We start from the raw sequence: 18,289 nt of genomic DNA, 5'->3' as shown, positions 1-18,289 counted from the left end.
GATCATCCATGCCGTAGCGTGCGATTGCATGACTGGCGAGGGGCGCTCACTCGGCGACTTCGTGCGGTTCGAGCGGCCGCCTGCGCCCACACCGGCCAGCCGCCGCCTGCGCCGGCTGCTGCTGCTCACCGCCGTCGCGACCATGGCCGTCGACGTCATCAACCTGCAGTACTCGGCCGAGGGGGGCTTCGGGCTCGGCGTCCGCACGTTCTGGGCGCTGCTGCGGGCGATCGGGTTCCTGTTCCTGATGCGCGAGGTCCGGTTCGGCCGGCTCACCGCCCGGCCGCTGGGGCTGATCCTGGCCGTCACGACGGTGTTCGCCTCGGCCAGACTCGTGCAGCCCAAAGAGGGCGATTTCCTGCCCCGGGTACCGGTGCTCGCCGGACTGGCCGTCCTTGGCGTTCTGTGCACGGCGGTGGTGTGGATGCTGTTCCGCTCCCCCGGCATCGACGAGCACCTGACCCGCCGCAAGCCGCGCCGGCCGATCCCGCCGTGGGTGCTGACGGCCCGGGTGGCGGCCCTGTCCTACTCCGCGCTGATGTTCGTGCCGTGCCTGGTCGCGCTCGGCTCGCTGTTCGCGACGCCGCGGCTGCGGCCGGAGATCTCGGTCCCGCTGGTCGTCTCGTGGTTCGTGCTCGGCCTGGTCATCGGCCTGGTGGCCGGCATCATCAGCTTCGTCACGCTGTTCGGGCACGGCTGGGCCCGGCTGCTGCTGGGCTGCATCTCCGTCTTCGTCCTGCTGGTGCAGCCGGCGCTGTGCTACCTGCTGCTGGGTCCGGACGGGCTGATCCGGGACGGGACGCCGATGGTGCTGGCCGCGCTCGTGTGCCTCTACGGCCTGGCCAGGTCGCGGGTGTCCCCTTCCGCGTAGTGCTTGATCTTGGCCTCGATCAGCTCGAGGTCGGTCTGCAGGGCGGTGATCCGGCTGAGGACCTGCTGGCGATGCTCCTCCAGCAGCACCCGCCGCGTGTCATACGTCTCCGGGCCGATGCGGCACAGCTCGGCGTAGCGGCGCATCTCGGCGATCGACATGCCGGTGGCTTTGAGCCGAGTCAGGATTCGCAGCATGCCGAGGTCCTGTTCGGAGTACCGCCGATGCCCGCTCGTCGCTCGTTCCGGCGGCGCCAGCAGTCCGGCCCGTTCGTAGTAGCGCAATGTGTGCGCCGTGAGGCCGGTGCGCTCGGACGCCTCGGCGATGGTCCAACCCGCTTCCATGTCGGGCAAGTCTATTTGACGTCGGCTTGTGTCTGCCGCGGCTTTGTCCGCCGCCGGACGTCGGCTTGTGTCCGCCGTCAGTTTGTGTCCGACGCCGACTTTGTCTGCCGTCGGACGTCGGTTTGTGTCCGACGTCGGTCTTGTCTGTCGTCGGACGTCGGTTTGTGTGTCCGACGCCGACTTTGTCTGCCGTCGAACGTCGGTTTGTGTCCGACGTCGGTCTTGTCTGTCGTCGGACGTCGGTTTGTGTGTCCGACGCCGACTTTGTCTGCCGTCGAACGTCGGTTTGTGTCCGACGTCGGTCTTGTCTGTCGTCGGTTTGCTGGACTTCCGGTTTATTTGACTTCGAGCGCGCTCGAAGGGGCAACGTTGGTGGCATGCGGAACAGAAACCTCGGTGCACTGACGACATCCGCGCTCGGCCTCGGCTGCATGGGCATGAGCGAGTTCTACGGGCCCGGTGACGACGCGGAGTCCATCGCCACCATCCACCGCGCACTCGACCTCGGCGTGACCCTGCTCGACACCGCCGACATGTACGGTCCGTTCACAAACGAACAGCTCGTCGGCCGGGCCATCGCCGGCCGCCGCGACCAGGTCGTGCTGGCCACCAAGTTCGGCATCCAGCGCGACGGCGGAACCCGGCGCATCAACGGCCGGCCCGAGTATGTCCGCCAGGCCGTCGACGCGTCGCTGCAGCGGCTCGGCGTGGACCACATCGACCTGTACTACCAGCACCGCGTCGACCCGACCGTCCCCGTCGAGGAGACGTGGGGCGCGCTCGCCGAGGCGGTCGCCGCGGGCAAGGTACGCCACCTCGGCATCTCCGAGGCGTCACCGGACAGTGTCCGCCGTGCGCACGCCGTGCATCCGATCACGGCCGGGCAGTACGAGTACTCACTGTGGAGCCGCGACCCTGACGACGCGATTCGGCCGCTGTTCCGGGAGCTGGGCATCGGCCTGGTCGCCTACAGCCCGCTGGGCCGCGGCTTCCTCAGCGGCGAGATCACCAGCCCGTCGCAGTTCGGCGCGGACGACTTCCGGGCCACGAACCCGCGGTTCCAGGGCGAGAACTTCCAGAAGAACCTCGATCTGGTGGCTGAGGTGCAGCAACTTTCCACGGCGAAGGGCGTCACGCCCGCACAGCTCGCCCTGGCCTGGGTGCTCGCACAGGGCGACGACATCGTGCCGATCCCGGGCACGAAGCGGCGCACGTATCTGGAGCAGAACGTGGCCGCGCTTGACGTTTCGCTCACCGCCGACGACCTCGCCGCGATCGAGAAGCTGTCGATCGGCCGGGACGTGGCCGGCGCCCGGTACGCCGAAATGGGGTCGGTGAACAAGTGAACGCCAGCGCGGGCGGGACGATCTCACCGCCATCGAGAAGCTGTCGATCGGCCGGGACGTGGCCGGCGCCCGGTACGCCGAAATGGGGTCGGTGAACAAGTGAACGCCAGCGCGGGCGGGACGACCTCGCCGCGATCGAGAAGCTGTCGATCGGCCGGGACGTGGCCGGCGCCCGGTACGCCGAAATGGGGTCGGTGAACAAGTGAACGCCGGCGCGGGCGGGCGGACAGTTCGGGCGACACCGGCCTGATCGGTGGGCGAGGGTGTACGGCCGGCGGTGGCTTCCCGTACGCTCTTGCCCATGACCGCGCGAATGACCAGTTGGTGGCCCGCCTGACCAGGCGGCCCACTTCCGCGCGACATTCTTCCGCGGCCGCCCATTGAGGCGGCCGCTTCGCATTTCCCGGGGACCCGGACGGCGACCGCCTCCCGATCCCGAAGGGAAAGCCATGCAGCTGATCGACCCGAGCACGCCACCCGACCCGAGCACGCCACCCGGCCCGGACTCGCCGCACGCACTGAACACGCCATCCGCGCCATCCGCGCAGTCCGCACTGAACACGCAGTCCGCGCAGCTCGCGCAGTCCGCACCGAACACGCCGTCCACGGTGAACACGCCGCTCGGGCTGGACACGCCATCCCCGCAGTCCGCGCTGAACACGCCGTCCACGGTGAACACGCCGCTCGGGCTGGACACGCCGTCCGCGCAGTCCACGCCGTCCACCGTGAACACGCCGTTCGCCATGGATTCGCCGTTCGCTCTGTTGCGGCGGGAAGGCCGGGACGTCGTCGAAGTGCTCACCGGGCCGGTGTCCGTGGTGGAGACGCTCGCCGAGATCCCGGATGAGTGCCTGGCGCTCGTGCCGTTCCGCCAAGTGCGCGAACGTGCATTCGACTGCATCGACGATGGCACCCCGCTGTCCGTCCTGCACATCGCCGAGCGGCGCGAAGTGAGCGTTTCCGACCTGATCGCCCGGCTGCCGGAGACGCCGATCGCGCTCGAAGACGCACGTTTCGACATCAGCGACGACGAGTACGCGTCCATCGTCGAGACTGTGCTGCGCGAGGAGATCGGCCGCGGCGAGGGCTCGAACTTCGTCATCCACCGCGTGTTCGAGGCGACGCTGCAAGGCGACCCCCTCGCGGCCGCGCTGACCGTCTTCCGCCGGTTGCTGACGCACGAACGCGGCGCGTACTGGACATTCCTCGTGCACACGGGTGCTCGGACGCTCGTCGGCGCGACGCCGGAACGACACGTCAGTGTCGACGACGGCCTGGTCATGATGAACCCGATCAGCGGTACCCTGCGCGGCGCCCCGTCGAAGCCGGCCGTCCTGGACTTCCTGGCCGACCGCAAGGAGATCGACGAGCTGTCGATGGTGCTCGACGAGGAGCTCAAGATGATGGCCACCGTGGCCGACCTCGGGGGGCAGGTCATCGGCCCGTACCTCAAGGAGATGACGCATCTCGTCCACACCGAGTACCTGCTGGCCGGCCGCGGCTCCCGCGACGTCCGCGACGTGCTGCGCGAGACGATGTTCGCGCCGACGGTCGTCGGCAGCCCGCTCGAGAACGCCTGCCGGGTCATCGCCCGCCACGAGCGCCGCGGCCGCGGATACTACGGCGCGGTCCTGGCCCTGGTCGGCCGCGACGCCCGGGGCCGGCAGACGCTTGACGCACCCATCCTGATCCGCACCGCGGAGATCAGTTCCGCCGGCCGCATCCGAGTCCCGGTGGGGGCGACGCTCGTGCGGCACTCCACGCCGGAGGGCGAGGTGCTGGAAACCCACACCAAAGCGGCGGGGGTACTGCGAGCACTCGGCCTCGGCAACGACGAGCCCGCGACGCCGACGCCGCCGCCCGCGACCCTGGTGTCGGATCCGCAAGTGCAAGCGGCGCTCGTGGCCAGAAACGTGTCGCTGGCGCCGTTCTGGTTGCAGCCGCGTGACGGAATGGCCGTGGATCCGCAACTCGCCGGCCGGCGCGTGCTAGTCGTGGACGCCGAGGACACGTTCACCGGCATGCTCGTGCATCAACTGCGCGTGCTCGGGCTGTCGACGACGCTCGTGCAGTACCACCGCGAAATCCCGGACGAACAGTTCGACCTGGTCATTCCCGGACCCGGCCCGGGGGATCCGCGACAGCTGGACGATCCGAAGATCGCCCGCATGCGCCAACTCGTGTCCGGCCTGCTCGAACGCGGACAGCCCATGCTCGCGATCTGCCTGAGCCACCAGCTCACCGCCGGCCTGCTCGGCCTGCCACTGCACCGCAAGTCCCACCCGTACCAGGGCATGCAGCGCGAGATCGACCTGTTCGGCGAACGCACCCGGGTCGGCTTCTACTCAACCTTCACCGCCACCCACGAACCCACATCGGCAACCACGATGTACGAACCCGCACCGCACGACACCGCGACGGCAAGCGCCCCGCACGAACGGACACCGCACGAACGCGCACCGCACGAACAGACACCGCACGAACAGACACCGCACGAACGCGCACCGCACGAACAGACACCGCACGAACAGACACCGCACGAACGCGCACCGCACGAACGCTCGATAGACGGACTCGGACCTGGCGCCACGGTCATTGGCGTGCGTGACCTGCAGTCGGCGGCGGCGGTGGACCGGCGAACGGTGCTCGAAACCGCGTACGGGCCGGTGGAGGTCGCGTGCGATCCCGCCAACGGGGATGTGCACGCGCTGCGCGGGCGGACGTTCGCCAGTGTGCAGTTTCACCCCGAATCGGTACTCAGCTTCGACGGCATCAACCTGCTGCGCAATTTTCTCGCGGTTCTGCTTCGCGCTCAGGTGGGTACCTCTCCGGAGTGATCGTTCGTTTCGCGCGGCTGGTTGGCAAGTTCTTCCGCGGGCGTGACCTCAATCTGCACGCGGCTGCCATCACCTTCTACGCCGGCATCGCGGTCGTGCCGGTGGGGCTGCTCGTGCTGCGGCTCGGTGCCGGGCTGGTCGGCGGCGCAAACGTGCACCGTCTCGCGCAACCGGTGGTGGCCGCCATGCCCACGCGCATGGCGGCCGGTGCGAATGTGTTGCTCGATGCCGGAATCGGCATGTCGTGGTGGCTGACGCTCGTCGCGCTCGTGCCGGCCACGCTGTATGGCGAGGGGCTGCGCCGCGGCCTGGCCTCGCTGTCCGGTGAGGCCGGCGGGGCGACGACCGGGTGGCTCGGGCGGCTGCTCGTCCTGCCGCTGCTCGCCTGCGGGCCGGTGCTGGTCCTCGCCCTGCTGGCCGCGCTCGGCGGGCCGGCCCGGCACCTGCGTGCGGGCGGCTGGACGGCGGTGTGGTCGGTGGTCCTGAGCTTCCTGATCGTCTGGCTGGCGCTGAGCCCGGTGGTCATCCTGGTGTACCGCCTGATCGCACCCCTGCGCCCGAGCTGGGCGGTCACGACGGCCGTCGGCTCGTTCACGGCGGCAAATGTCTCCGGATTCGCGCACGGTTTCGTGCTCTTCTGGGCACTTCCGCTCGACCTCGGCACGCCGTTCGGCGGGCTCGACGGCGTCGGCGCGACGGTGGCCGTGGGGCTTTGGTTGTACCTCTTTCACCTGCTGACGCTCGTCGGGTACGCCGCGACGGTCCAAGCGCACCGTATGGTGCTCTTGCGCAAGGCCGCACGGTCGGCAATGCTTCCGAATTAATTTCACTTCTCTTCATCGAGGAGCCGGCCAGTGGATCAGCTCTCGGCCACCGCGAGCGACGAGGTCGGCCCGCGCGACCGCCGTGCCCGCATCGCCGTCGCCGGGGCGTACCTCGTGCAGGGGTTCTGCTTCGCCGGCCTCCTCACGCAGGTCGCCACGCTGCAGAAGAAGTTCGGTTTCGATGACACGCAGCTGTCGCTGGTCCTGCTGGCGGTACCGGTGGTGTCCGGCATCGGCAGCGTCGTCGCCGGCCTGCTGAGCACCCGGTTCGGCAGCTCACCCGTCCTGCGCGCCGGCGGGCCCGGCGTGTGCCTGGCCATCGCCTTGACCGGCTTCGCCGCGCAACGGTGGCATTTGTACCTCGCGCTGGTGTTCGTCGGGCTGATGCTGGGCCTGGTCGACGCGACCATGAACATGCAGGGTGTGGGCGTCGAGCGCCGCTACGGCCGCCCGGTCCTCAACTCCTTCCACGCCGTGTGGAGCGCCGGCGCGATCCTCGGCGCCCTCGCCACTTCCGGCACCGCCCGGCTGCACTGGTCGATCGGCGCGTCCCTGGCCACGGTCGGCGCGATCGGCGTGCTCCTGGCCCTCATCGCCGGCCCGGGCCAGCTCCGGCGGGCCGAGGAGGCCCTCGAAGCGCCGGCCGCGACCCAGGCCGCCGTCGAGGCGAGCATCCCGTGGCGCCCGATCGTCCTGATCGGCATCGCCATGATGCTCATGTTCATCGCCGACTCGGCCGTGTCCAACTGGAGCTCGGTCTTCATCGAGAAGGTCCTGCACGCCAGCACCAGCGTGGCGGCGCTCGGCCTGGCCGCATACCAGACGACGATGCTCCTCGGCCGCACCGCCGGTGACCGCCTGGTGAGCCGGTTCAGCCCGACCGCGGTCGTCTCGGTCGGCGGCGTGGTCGGCGGGCTGGGCCTGATCCTGGTCGCCGCGTCCGGCACGCCCGCGCTGAGCATCGCTGGGTTCGCCGTGGTCGGTCTGGGCCTGTCCCTGGTCGTCCCCCAGTCCTTCTCGGCCGCGGGTCGCCTGGACCCGGCCGGCACCGGCATCGCGATCGCGCGCGTCAACCTGTTCAACTATGTCGGTTTCATCGTCGGCGCCGGCCTGATCGGCGCCGTCGCCGAGAGCCTGTCGCTGCGCTGGGCGTTCGTGATCCCGGCGATCCTGGCCGCCGGCATCGTGGTCCTGGCCCCCGCGTTCCGCACGCACGCACCGGACCCCGCGAGCTAGTTCGCGTCCGGCCCGGCTTCGGTCTGCTGCTGGGCGGCCAGCACGGCCATCAGCGGCAGCGGGTTGATGTAGTCGCGGTAGGACACGACGAGGCCGTCGCGGACCCGGATCACCGCGATGACTGTCTGGTGGAACGGCCCGTCCGTGCTCGTGACGCGGCCGAACACCTCGTACTCGACGATGGTGACCTCGGGGTCGGCGGTCTCGTGGATGACGACGTCGCGGTACTCGTCGAACGTCACCAGCGACCGCGCCGCCCGGTCCATGAACGCGAAGATCTCCGCGCGACCCTGCAGGCGACCGGGCACGCCCTCCGGCCGATACGGCCACTCGATCACCGCGTCCGGCGCCAGCAGCGCGACGAACGCCGCCGAGTCCTGCCGCTTTCCCGCCTCCAGCACCCGTTCGACCACCGATCGCGAAGCCTTCGCCACCACATCTGGTTTCATTCAACGAGCGTAGAACGAACACGATAGTTCAGTCAACGTGCGTTCAATCAAATTTGGGGGTACTGGTTGTGCGTTCATAGAATGGCCCGATGTCCACCCGCGCCGAGCAGCGCCGCAACACCGAAGCCCGCATCCTGGAGGCGGCCAAGCGGATGTTCGCCGACGTCGGCTACGAGCGCACAACGATCCGCGCGGTCGCGGCGGCAGCGGGCGTGGACGGCGGCCTCGTCATGCACTACTTCGGCTCGAAGGTGGAACTGTTCACCCGGGCCGCCGAGCTGAGCGCGGAGCAGGACCCGTACGGCCCGCCCGACCAGGTCGCGGAGCAACTCCTGGCCTCCCTGGCGCGGCGCCTGCACGACGAACCGGTCGGCTCCCTGGCCGTGCTGCGCTCCATGCTCACCCACGACGACGCCGAGGAGGGCTTCCGAGCCGCCGCCGCCCCCCGCCTGGACGGCTTGACCGAGGCGATCGCCGGCGAGGACGCCCGCCTACGCGCCGGCATCATCGGCGCCATCACGCACGGCATCCTGATCGAGCGGTACCTCCTCAAACTGAGCGGCCTGGAAACCGCCAACCCCGACGCCGTCATCGCCCTCCTACGCCCCGTGTTCCGCCACCTCACCGGCGCGGACCAAGCCCTCCCGCCGCCGCCAAACGACAACGACCCGCCCGAGTAGCGCACGACACAACCGATTCGCTCAGCGACGCGCCCTTCCACGCGGCCGACGCCGACCCGCGCAAACCGCAGGCCGCACACACGAACGCACTCAGGACGACATGGCAGTCGCTGGCACGGCGCGCCCAGTGACACAGCGGACGTGGAAGCCGCAAGCACACTTCCACGGTGAACATGGCAGTCGCTTACACCTCGCGCACAGCGGACGTGGCGGTCGCTTGCACGGCGTGCGCAGTGGACGCGGTGGAGGTGGTGGCGCGAAATGTCGAGCGGTAGGCGATCGGTGCGACGCCGAGTGTCGCGTGCAGGTGGAGGCGGAGCGAGGCCCCGGTTCCGAAGCCGGCCGCCGCGGCCACGCGGTCTACCGGCCAGTCGGTGGTTTCCAGGAGCTTGCGGGCGTACGAGACCCGTTGGGCCGTCAGCCACTGCAGCGGCGTCAGGCCGACCTCGTCGCGGAACCGCCGGCTGAAGGTCCGGACGCTCATCCGGGCCTGCGCGGCCAGCGCGGCCAAGGTCAGAGGTTCGTGCAGATGCTCCAGGGCCCATTCGCGCACGCCCGCGGTGCCGGTCGACTCCGCCGACGGTACCGGCTGCTCCACGTACTGCGCCTGACCACCGTCCCGCCACGGTGGCACGATGCACAGCCGAGCCACCCGGTTCGCGACCTCGCTGCCGTGATCCCGGCGTACCAGGTGCAGGCACACGTCCACCCCGGCAGCCACACCGGCCGCGGTCAGCACGTCACCGTCATCGACGAACAGCACATCCGGACGAAGCTCGACCTGCGGAAACGCCGCTCGAAACCGGGCGGCGCGATTCCAGTGGGTCGTCGCCGGCCGTCCGTCCAACCGTCCAGCGGCAGCCAGCGCGAACGCGGCGGTGCAGATCGACACAATCCGCACACCAGGAGCGATCCGGTCGAGAGCCGCAGCCAGCAACGGCGGTAGCCACTCGTCACCCGAGCCACCCGCCGCCACCGACTCGTCCGCGCCACGCAAGCCGTCCGCGCCGCGCAAATCACGCAAGCCGTCCATGCCGCGCGAGCCGCGCAAGCTGTCCGCGCCGCGCGAGTCACGCAAGCCGTCCGCGCCGCGCAAGTTACGCAAGCCGTCCGCGCCGCGCAAGTTACGCAAGCCGTCAGCGCCGCGCAAATCACGCAAGCCGTCCGCGTCGCGCAAGTTAGTCGAGCCGCGCAAGCCGTCCACGCCACGCAAGCCGTCCACGCCACGCAAGCCGTCCGCGCCGCGCAAATCGCGCAATGCGTCTGAGCCACGCGAATCGCGCGCGTCGTCCAAGCCACGCAACGCGTCCGCGCCGCGCGAGTCGTCCCCGCAGCCCACGAACGGCGGGATCACGACGGTGCCGGCTGTGGAGAGCAGTTCCGCGCCGTGGTCGACGGCGAGGCTGAAGTCGGCGTCCGTGCGCACTGTGCCGGGGCCCGAGCCCGGGTGCACGCCGCAGGTGAGCACTTCGTACAGCGGGGAACCGTCCGGCGCTTGGGCAGTACCGAAGATGCGCTTGGGAATGGTCATTTCGAACGGATAGACGCCGTCGACCGCCAGAACGACGACACGGTGCGGAGGCATGGCCGGATCTTCGCACATGTTGGCGATCCGGCCACTCGAAGGGTCGCGGTGCGGACGGCACGATCGTCGTCATGAGAGCGATCAGCCAGGATGTGTTCGGCGGGCCCGAGGTTTTGCGCGTGGTTGAGCAGGCCAGGCCGGAGGCGGGATTCGCGCAGGTTTTGGTCAGAGTTCGCGCGACGAGCGTGAATCCGACCGACTTCTGGCATCGCGCTTCCGGCGGGATGCTCGGACGGATCGTGCCGCTCGGGTGGGATGTGTCCGGCGTGGTCGAGGCGGTCGGGCCCGGGGTCACGTTGTTCGCGCCCGGCGACGCGGTGTTCGGGATGCCGCGGCAGCCGGAGCCCGCCGGCACGTACGCCGAGTTCGTCGTCTCCCCCGCCCGGCACCTGGCCCGCAAGCCGCGCGCACTGTCGCACGAGGAGGCGGCGGCGCTACCGCTCGTGTCGCTCACCGCGTGGCAGGCGCTGGTGGACGTCGCGCGGGTCCGGCCCGGTCAGCGCGTGCTCGTTCATGCCGCCGGCGGTGGGGTCGGGCACGTCGCTGTGCAGATCGCCAAGGCGCTGGGGGCCGAGGTCGTCGCCACGGCCAGTGCGGCCAAGCACGAGTTTGTGCGTTCGCTCGGTGCCGACCGGGTCGTCGACTACCGGGCCGAGGACTTCGCCCAGGTCGTCTCGGACGTGGATGTGGTCGTGGACCCGGTCGGCGGCGAGTACGGGCCGCGGTCGCTGCGAACCCTTCGACCCGGTGGCCTCGTCGTGTCGCTCGCTTCGCCGGCCGAGGCCGCGCTGGGGCCGGTCGCCGCCGCGCAGGGGCGGCGCGCCGTGTTCATGGTGGTCGAGGCGGACCGCGCGGGCATGCTCGCGGTCGCCGATCTGGTCGAGCGCGGGCTCCTGCGGCCGAGGGTGGACGCCGTGCTGCCCCTCGAGGAGGTCGTGAAGGCCCACGAGCTGGGTGAACGCGGCTCCACCACCGGGAAGATCGTGCTCACCGCGGGAGAGGTCATGCGTTGAGCGGACGCCTAGGACTGGTGTGCGGTCGCGCTCACCTTTTCGGCGGCGGCCGCCACCGAGCTGCGCGTTGTCGCCGCCAGGGATGTCTGTTCGTGCAGGGATGCGGCCACCTCGCGCTGGGCCGTCGCCACCGTGCCGAGGCGATCGGCGACGCCGCCAACCGCACCGGCCGCCGCCGTCGCGCCCGCCACCACCTGGCCGACCGTGGCCTCGATCCGGCTGGTCGCCGCCGCTGTCTGCGCGGCCAGCTCCTTCACCTCGTTGGCCACGACGCCGAAGCCCTTGCCGGCCTCCCCGGCCCGGGCCGCCTCGATCGTCGCGTTCAACGCCAGCAGCTTCGTCTGGTCGGCCACCGCCTGGATCAGGCCGGCGACCGTGGCGATGTCCGCGATCGCCGTCTCCAGTTCGCCGATGACCGAACGCGCATGGTTCGAGTCGGTGAGCGCCGCTTCCACGTCGTGCACGGCGCCTTGCACGGTGGTGTTCATACCGGCCAGCGCCGACTCGAAACTCTCCATCGCGGAGCCGGCCTCGGCGCCCAGACGGACACCGGCGTCGGCCACGTCGGCCAGAACGGTCTCCAGGCGACGGCCGAGCTGTTCACTGCGAGCAACCTGTTCGGCGGCGTTCGCGGCCGCCCGCTCCTCGCGCTGGGTCGCGCTCTCGGCCGCCGCACGCAGCTGCAACTGATTCTCGGCGGCGACGTGTTCACGCTCGATGTCGGCCTCCGCCTCGGCGACGGCCGCGAAGCGCCAATATGCCAGCTGCGTCAGGCACATGCCCACCACGAACACGATGTGCAGCAGCGAGAACCAGATCGGGTGAGCGCGAGCCAGTGGCGTGGAGTACACCATCCACGGCATCGTCATGCCGATCGCCAGATGATGCACCCCGACCAGCAGGACACCGAGGAAGAGCGGAACCCAGTCCTGGTACAGGCTCACCAGCCCCACGACCAGGAAGAAGTGGAAGTGCAGGTCGGTGAGCCCGTTGCCGGCGTGCACGAGCGCCATCGCGCCGAGCAGCAGCCCGATCGAGACCGCCACCGAGCCGCCGCGCCGGGTGCGGGCCATGCCGCCGGCGAGCGCGCACAGGAGCACGCCGGCGTTGAAGCACCAGACCAGCCAGGCCTCACCGTGCGCGTGCGCGCCGACGACATTGTGGCCGTTGACGACGCTCACAACGATCAGGATCGGCAGGTGCAGCCACAGCACGACGGTCAGCGCGCGGTGCCGTGAGCGGTACGCGGCGTCGCTGAGCCTGACCTTCGGCATGAGCCAGGAGAGCACTCCGGGCATGTCGAGCCCCCAAAACGGTCGGATCTGCCCTGCTCATCGGCAGCACCACGGCCGTCTGTAGCGGCGCAAACATGCAGCACTCGGCAAGTGCTCAGAAGCTGAAGACCGCACCCGTCGTCGTGGTGAGCGTGCAGGCGTTGCCGAACGTGTGCTGGTACGCGACCTTGCGGCCCTTCCAGCGGCCGCTCGCGGTCACCGTGACCGGGTCGTACACCATCGTGCAGGCGCCGCCGGCCAGCTGCAGACGGTCGAACCGGCCGCCGACCTTGGCCAGCTCCGCGCATGCGGTCCGGGCCTGCTTGTGGCTGCCGCCGGCCGGTTGGCAGGTCAGCGACGCGCGCTGCTGCGCGGGGACCGTCGACTCGCCCTTGGCCACGGTCAACACGAGCCGGATCGTCCGCGCGTTCGTTGCCGCACCGGCCGCCTGCGCCGCGCCCGGCACCGCCGCCTCCGCCGCCCCGACCGCCGTCAGCAGCACCGCCGCCGACGCGATGGCCCGTGTAACACCCATGCTGTACCCCCATTGCAACCGAACTTGGTGCGCAGAGCGTACGCCCTTTTGTCCGATATTGCCGGATAAACGAAGATCTCGTTAGCGTCAGTTTTTCGCGTCGCCGTCCCTGTTGATCGACGTGCCGGACTAATGTTGCGATGGTTGGGAGGTTGTACCGTGCCGATGGAAGCGCAGGCCCAGAAGCTCGTCGCCGGCTTGGTCCGGGTGGCCGTGATGGCCCCCGTCGACGGACCGGCGCCCGCACACGGCCTCCCGCCCGCCCACCGGCAGATCATGCTGCTGCTCGGCCGCCGCGAACGGGCGTACCGCCTCTCCGACCTCGCCGGCGAGCTCGGCTCGACGGTCGCCGCGACGATGGCCCTGCTCTCCCCGCTGATCGCCGACGGCCTGGTCGAGATGCGCCCCGCCCCGTCCTACGCGGCGCGCGACATGCTCGTCGCCGCCACCGACCGCGGCCTCGCGACCACTCCCGCCCCGGCCAACTGGGCCGACCAGCTGCTCTCCGAGGTCGAGGGCCTCTCCGACGCGCAGCAGGCCCGCCTCCTGCGGATGGTCACCGCGCGGATCGGCCTGCTGCAACAACAGGGCAGCATCCCCGTCACCCGCATGTGCGTGTCGTGTCGCTTCTTCGACGGCTACCGCCACCCCGGCACCCCGACGCCACACCACTGCTGGTTCGTCGACGCCCCGTTCGGCTACCGCGAGCTGCGCCTGCACTGCCCCGACCACATCCCGGGCGAACCTCCGAAACCGGCGTACTGACACGGCCGTTTGCAGCCCACCTCGCGCACAACCGACCAAAACCCGCGCACGGACAGGGCCGGTCCCAGCTCACCTCGCGCACAAACCACTAAAGCCCGCGCACGGACAGGGCCGGTCCCAGCTCACCTCGCACACAAAACGACCAACCCCGCCGCACTGACACGGCCGCTTCCAGCCCACCTCGCGCACAAACCACCAAAACCCGCACACTGACCCGGCCGGTCCCTGCTCACCTCCGGCGCGAATTCCCGAGGCTGCCGGTCTGGACCATGGAAAAGACCATGGGCAAACCGCAGAGGATTCCGAGGCCGCTTCGCTCCCGCCCCGGGCAAGGGGCTCTTCGCCCCCTGCACCCCCGCCTCCGTCCGCACGCTCCGTGCGCATTCCCCGGGGAGCTTTCGACACGCTCCGTGCACGCTCTTGCACCAATGGCCGACGCGATGTGCCGTAGTGCACGCAGCGGTGAACCTTGGCACGCCGCCCGCTGCGCCCGGCGGGAAGTGCTCTTATGCTGTTCGCGTGACAGCCTGGGGCACGCCATGAGTATGTCGGTGACCGTCAACGTCATGATGGACGGATCGACCGTACTCTCCGTCCGCGGCGAGATCGACCACAGCAACGCGGCCACGCTGCGTCAGGAAATCGTCTCCGCCGCAGCTGACCGCCGCCCAAGCTCCCTGCGGGTAGACCTGGGCCTCGTGACATTCCTGGACTCGGCGGCCGTGGGCGCCCTGGTCGGAGCCCAGCGCGAGGCCGGCGCCGAGGGAGTCCGCCTGGTCGTGTCGAGGGCCAGCCCGTTCGTCCACCGCCAGCTACGCATAGCCGGAGTCCACGAACTCCTGGGCGCCCCCGCCGAGCCAGACGCCGACCACATCACGTTCTGACCAGCGCGGAGACCTGACCCGCACGCTGCAGAAACACGCGGGAGACCCCTGCCGCAAACACCGCACCCCCACGAAGGAAGCGACGCACAGCGAGGGCTCACCGCTCAGCCAGATCCGCACGCCGATCCGAGGCTGCGTTCCGAGGGCGACCGTTCCGAGGCTGACCGGTCCGAGGGCCACCGTTCCGAAGGCGACCGGTCCGAGGCTGACTGTTTCGAGGGTGACCGTTCCGAAGGCGACCGGTCCGAGGGCGACCCGGTCCGAGGGCGACCGTTCCAAGGCTCAACGGCGTAAGCGCGAGGTACCCACCACCCCGGCGTCCACCACCATCAGGCTCGCGCCAACAACGAATCGCAACCTTTTGTTTTTGTCGCCGCAGGCGCCCTCGAATCGTTACCACCGAACGATGACCACGGCGGACCCGGCACCGACCTACGGACCGCAACCAACGAACCGCAACCAGATTACGGTCGCGCCCACGCCACTCCGGTAGTTCCCATCGGCCGAGCGCACAATTGCGGTGCCCCTCCAACCGGGCTCGGACTTGCACCGCAACACGTGACGTCCCCGCGGGCAAACTACCGAGTAGTGTAGGCGCGACCGCAGTTTGGTCGCCCGATCGGTGGCCGGGGTCCGTCGTTTCCTGCCGGGCTCGTCGTGGTCACCATTCGATGGTCCCGGATCCGTGGGCGCCTGCGGCGAAAAAAGCAGATTCCGACCCGTAGTAATTGCGCCTCGAACGCCATACGGCATGATTTTGTGCGGCCGCCGCGCGTCGGTGCGGTGAGGCGATGGGTTTACCGAGCACTCGATGGCGCCGGCAGGATGCCGAGGCCGCTCCGATGAGCGCCCAGCGGGGCCTTTGACCTGTCCAGGCTGCTCAAGCACACCATCGGTGGAGCCTTCCACCCGCCCAGGTTGCTCGGACAAGCCTTCGGTGGAGCCCTCAGTCTGTTCATGCCGATCAGGCAACCGCTCGGTGGAGCCTTCGATCTGCCGAGGCTGCTCAAGTCGGGCCAGCGGTCGGGCCGACGATATTGGAAGCCGCCGACAATCGTCTTCCGCGCCCGCGCTCGTGCTCGCAACCACCGCCGCCGCCCTTGCCGCCGCCGCGTTTCGAATTTCCTCATTCCGGCGCAGCTTTTCGGCGTGTCGTTGCGTGAGTCCCCAGGTGCGATGCCTGGCATGTTCCCGGCGGAACTGCTCGTTCACCGCAGAATAATTCCGCGACCTGGTCCGGTCGCGCATCGAAGCCGTTTCCACCCGATTGAACAAACTCAGTTGCCGAGCCACACAACGATTCTCCCAAGCCCGCCATAAGCTCAGCGTAAGCACAATTCGTGCGAATCAGAAATATCCGGCGAAGGGGTATAAGTCCGAAATGTCGCGGCGCGAAGCGCCCGACATTTCGTCGCCCTGAGAGCACAACCCGACAATGTCGCGGCGCGAAGCACCCACATTTCGTCGCCCTGAAAGCACACACCGATGCGGCGGCGGTCGGGGAAGGCAGAAGCGAGCAAAAAGAGACGGCGAAACTTACGCGTTCGACGAGTCGGTGGCCGTCGGGGTTGGGACGGCGGCGGCCTGGACCGGGGGCTCGTAGCGCTTCGGCGCCGGGCGGACGTCGTCGTGGGGGAAGACCCAGACGCGGTAGGCCCACAGGCGGAACACCATCGCCACCGCGACACCGATGATCATGCCGAAGATGAAGTCGGAGAGCTCCTCGGCGGCGGAGCTGATGTTGGGCTTGTGCAGGCCGAAGACGTACTGCGCGACCCAGAGCGGCGCCGAGTTGAGGATGACGCCGATGCCGTTGGCCACGAAGAAGAGCAGCATCTCGTGGTGGCGCCGGCGGCCGCCGCGGGTGCGGAAGGACCACTCGCGGTTGAGGAAGTAGGAGACGACCGTCGCCACGACGTTGGCGATGGTCAGCGCGGTCACCGGCTTCTCCTCGAAGACCGTGAACCGGAGGCCGTAGTTGAGGACCAGGCTGACCACGTAGCAGAGACCGCCGACGATGATGAACTTCACCGTCTCGCGCTTCTTACGCAGTAGCTCCGCTACTTGCCTCGGCAGCAGATTGAGGGTCCGGTCTGTAAGCCGCATCGCGGCGACTATACCCGGCAAACCTGACCGTACGCCTAGCCCGGTAGCGGAATCTGCGCAGGAAACTGTCAGCGACCGGACGTGCACGCTGACGTCGCGGGGGTGATGGTGACCGCCTCGTTGACCGGGCCGAGCACGACGCAGTAGGCGGCGGAGGGGTCGATGTCCTTCACCACGTACCGTGTCGTGCCCGGCGGCACCGTCCCCAGCACGGTCGCGGGCGCGCCGCCCCGGGACAGGGCCACAACCACGCTCACGGGCAGCGCGACCCAGGTGACGGTCAGCTCCTTGCCGGCCGCCTGGACCTGTAAGTCCCGCACGACAAACGCTGTCAAAGCCGACGAAGTCGATACAGTCGACAGAGCCGGCGAAGTCGGCAATGCCGAAGAGATCCCGGCGTTGGTCGACGACGCGGCCTGCGGCACGGCGGCCGGACCGCCCCGGTGCAGGAGGAAGAACCCGGCCACCACGCCGACCGCCAGCACCAGCACGACCACCAGCGACATCAGCGGCCACAGCGAGCGAGACGGCGACGGCGACGGCGAAGACGCACCTTCCCCAACGACCGCAGGCGGTACAACCGCAGGCGGCGCAACCGAGGGCGGCGGCGCAGCTGGAGGCGGCGGCACGACCACCGGGTCCACCACCACCGGCACCGGAACCACGGAGAACGGCGCCGACGGCATGGGCGGCTCGACGGCGGCCAGCTCCCACTCGACCGCCTTCGTGAACGGATGCCGGGTCCCGAGCCGCGCCCGCGCCGCCGCGTGCGCGAGCGTGAACAGCCGCCGCGCCTGCAGGACATCCCCCGTCTGGTACTGCAACGCGGCCAGCTCAGCGGCGATGCGGATGGTGTCGAGGTCGTCCGCGCCGTACTCACGGCGGTGGATGACGTAGGCGGCGTTCAGCATCGCCAGGGCCAGGCCCGTCTCGCCCCGGTCGCGCTGCAGGAGGGCCAGGTTGACCCGGGCCAGGCGGACGGCGCGGCCGACCGGGTCGGTGCCGTCCTCGTCGATGCCGCTGTCGAGGACCCGGTGGTAGAGCCGCTCGGCCTCGTCCCACTCGTCGTGGTCGTGGCGCACCGCGGCGAGCACGGCGACGGCGTGGACGGTGCGCGGGTCGAGCTGGCCGTAGCGGCGCTCGGCCTGGGTCGCGACCGCCTCCGCCAGGTCGTAGGCGGCGTTGAGCTCTCCCAGCTCGCGCAGCACCTCGGCCAGCAGCCGGCGGGCGGTCAGGCGGTCGTCGTCGGCCAGGCCGGGCTCGTCGAGCAGCCGCTGGACCTCCTCGCGGGCACCGGGGAAGTCCCAGCCGACGATGAGGCGCTCGACCGCGTCCAAACGCTCAGTGACATCGACAGTACTCACAGCATCCCTCCGCCCCCGAGAGCTTAGGGTTGCCGGTGACGCAATGCCAGCCTTCGATCACGCAAAGATTCCGGATGGCGTCGACTCCGGCAGCCTGCCACGTCGCTGCCGGAGCCGAGCCGTCCGCGTCACCGCGAGAAGTCGCGGCCGCCACACACTGTCCAGGTTCGGCCGAC

Annotated in this window: 16 protein-coding genes; 9 read left to right on the top strand and 7 right to left on the bottom strand. The window is 69.7% G+C overall.

From position 1 onward, the window contains the following. The first annotated feature begins 28 nt into the window (after positions 1–28). Positions 29–871 (top strand): hypothetical protein, encoded by an 843-nt coding sequence (locus tag ACIA8L_RS15870; RefSeq protein ID WP_395904858.1) that lies wholly within the window; start codon positions 29–31, stop codon positions 869–871. On the opposite strand, the gene ACIA8L_RS15865 is transcribed toward ACIA8L_RS15870, so the two are convergent. After that, complete coding sequence (locus ACIA8L_RS15865) at positions 832–1,215, bottom strand: MerR family transcriptional regulator (RefSeq protein WP_395904856.1); 384 nt, start codon at positions 1,213–1,215, stop codon at positions 832–834. The two genes, ACIA8L_RS15870 and ACIA8L_RS15865, sit on opposite strands and share 40 nt — an antisense overlap. Positions 1,216–1,592: 377 nt before the next feature. Between ACIA8L_RS15865 and ACIA8L_RS15860 the strand changes: the two genes are divergently transcribed. From ACIA8L_RS15860 to ACIA8L_RS15845, 4 genes are all read left to right on the top strand, one after another. Then, positions 1,593–2,561: an aldo/keto reductase gene (locus tag ACIA8L_RS15860; protein WP_395904854.1), complete on the top strand. Its 969-nt coding sequence runs from the start codon at positions 1,593–1,595 to the stop codon at positions 2,559–2,561. A 743-nt stretch (positions 2,562–3,304) separates the two neighbouring features. Then, entirely contained in the window at positions 3,305–5,398 is a 2,094-nt protein-coding gene (locus tag ACIA8L_RS15855) for a chorismate-binding protein (protein ID WP_395906293.1), read from the top strand. After that, complete coding sequence (locus ACIA8L_RS15850; protein WP_395904852.1) at positions 5,395–6,222, top strand: YhjD/YihY/BrkB family envelope integrity protein; 828 nt, start codon at positions 5,395–5,397, stop codon at positions 6,220–6,222. The genes ACIA8L_RS15855 and ACIA8L_RS15850 overlap by 4 nt, the downstream gene beginning before the upstream one ends. A gap of 30 nt (positions 6,223–6,252) precedes the next feature. After that, positions 6,253–7,458 (top strand): MFS transporter, encoded by a 1,206-nt coding sequence (locus tag ACIA8L_RS15845; protein ID WP_395904850.1) that lies wholly within the window; start codon positions 6,253–6,255, stop codon positions 7,456–7,458. Here the strand turns inward: ACIA8L_RS15845 and ACIA8L_RS15840 are convergent. Further along, the gene (locus tag ACIA8L_RS15840; RefSeq protein ID WP_395904848.1) at positions 7,455–7,907 is read right to left on the bottom strand and encodes a nuclear transport factor 2 family protein; all 453 of its coding nucleotides are present in this window, start codon (positions 7,905–7,907) and stop codon (positions 7,455–7,457) included. The genes ACIA8L_RS15845 and ACIA8L_RS15840 overlap by 4 nt on opposite strands. A gap of 89 nt (positions 7,908–7,996) precedes the next feature. On the opposite strand from ACIA8L_RS15840, the gene ACIA8L_RS15835 reads away from it, so the two are divergent. After that, positions 7,997–8,587 (top strand): TetR family transcriptional regulator, encoded by a 591-nt coding sequence (locus tag ACIA8L_RS15835; RefSeq protein ID WP_395904846.1) that lies wholly within the window; start codon positions 7,997–7,999, stop codon positions 8,585–8,587. 184 nt (positions 8,588–8,771) lie between these two features. Here ACIA8L_RS15835 and ACIA8L_RS15830 read toward each other — a convergent pair whose 3' ends face one another. Beyond that, complete coding sequence (locus ACIA8L_RS15830) at positions 8,772–10,172, bottom strand: helix-turn-helix domain-containing protein (RefSeq protein ID WP_395904844.1); 1,401 nt, start codon at positions 10,170–10,172, stop codon at positions 8,772–8,774. A gap of 71 nt (positions 10,173–10,243) precedes the next feature. Between ACIA8L_RS15830 and ACIA8L_RS15825 the strand changes: the two genes are divergently transcribed. After that, positions 10,244–11,185, top strand: coding sequence for an NADP-dependent oxidoreductase (locus tag ACIA8L_RS15825; protein ID WP_395904842.1), 942 nt, complete (start codon positions 10,244–10,246; stop codon positions 11,183–11,185). Positions 11,186–11,193: 8 nt separating this feature from the next. Here the strand turns inward: ACIA8L_RS15825 and ACIA8L_RS15820 are convergent, their stop codons facing one another. Both ACIA8L_RS15820 and ACIA8L_RS15815 read right to left on the bottom strand, forming a co-directional pair. Beyond that, on the bottom strand, positions 11,194–12,483 hold the full coding sequence (locus tag ACIA8L_RS15820) for a methyl-accepting chemotaxis protein (protein ID WP_395904840.1): 1,290 nt from the start codon (positions 12,481–12,483) through the stop codon (positions 11,194–11,196). A gap of 91 nt (positions 12,484–12,574) precedes the next feature. Next, the gene (locus tag ACIA8L_RS15815; RefSeq protein WP_395904838.1) at positions 12,575–12,994 is read right to left on the bottom strand and encodes an SSI family serine proteinase inhibitor; all 420 of its coding nucleotides are present in this window, start codon (positions 12,992–12,994) and stop codon (positions 12,575–12,577) included. Between the two features lie 159 nt (positions 12,995–13,153). On the opposite strand from ACIA8L_RS15815, the gene ACIA8L_RS15810 reads away from it, so the two are divergent. Both ACIA8L_RS15810 and ACIA8L_RS15805 read left to right on the top strand, forming a co-directional pair. Continuing rightward, positions 13,154–13,759: a MarR family winged helix-turn-helix transcriptional regulator gene (locus ACIA8L_RS15810; protein ID WP_395904836.1), complete on the top strand. Its 606-nt coding sequence runs from the start codon at positions 13,154–13,156 to the stop codon at positions 13,757–13,759. Between the two features lie 539 nt (positions 13,760–14,298). Next, the gene (locus ACIA8L_RS15805) at positions 14,299–14,643 is read left to right on the top strand and encodes an STAS domain-containing protein (RefSeq protein WP_395904834.1); all 345 of its coding nucleotides are present in this window, start codon (positions 14,299–14,301) and stop codon (positions 14,641–14,643) included. A 1,536-nt stretch (positions 14,644–16,179) separates the two neighbouring features. Here the strand turns inward: ACIA8L_RS15805 and ACIA8L_RS15800 are convergent. Next, positions 16,180–16,749: a GtrA family protein gene (locus tag ACIA8L_RS15800; RefSeq protein ID WP_395904833.1), complete on the bottom strand. Its 570-nt coding sequence runs from the start codon at positions 16,747–16,749 to the stop codon at positions 16,180–16,182. Positions 16,750–16,817: 68 nt separating this feature from the next. After that, positions 16,818–18,113, bottom strand: coding sequence for a tetratricopeptide repeat protein (locus ACIA8L_RS15795; RefSeq protein WP_395904831.1), 1,296 nt, complete (start codon positions 18,111–18,113; stop codon positions 16,818–16,820). Positions 18,114–18,289 lie beyond the last annotated feature (176 nt).

The sequence above is a fragment of the Dactylosporangium sp. NPDC051541 genome (assembly GCF_044454505.1).
GTDB lineage: Bacteria > Actinomycetota > Actinomycetes > Mycobacteriales > Micromonosporaceae > Dactylosporangium.
Note: the sequence above shows the minus strand (reverse complement) of the source record. Positions and strands in the feature narration are given on the sequence as shown.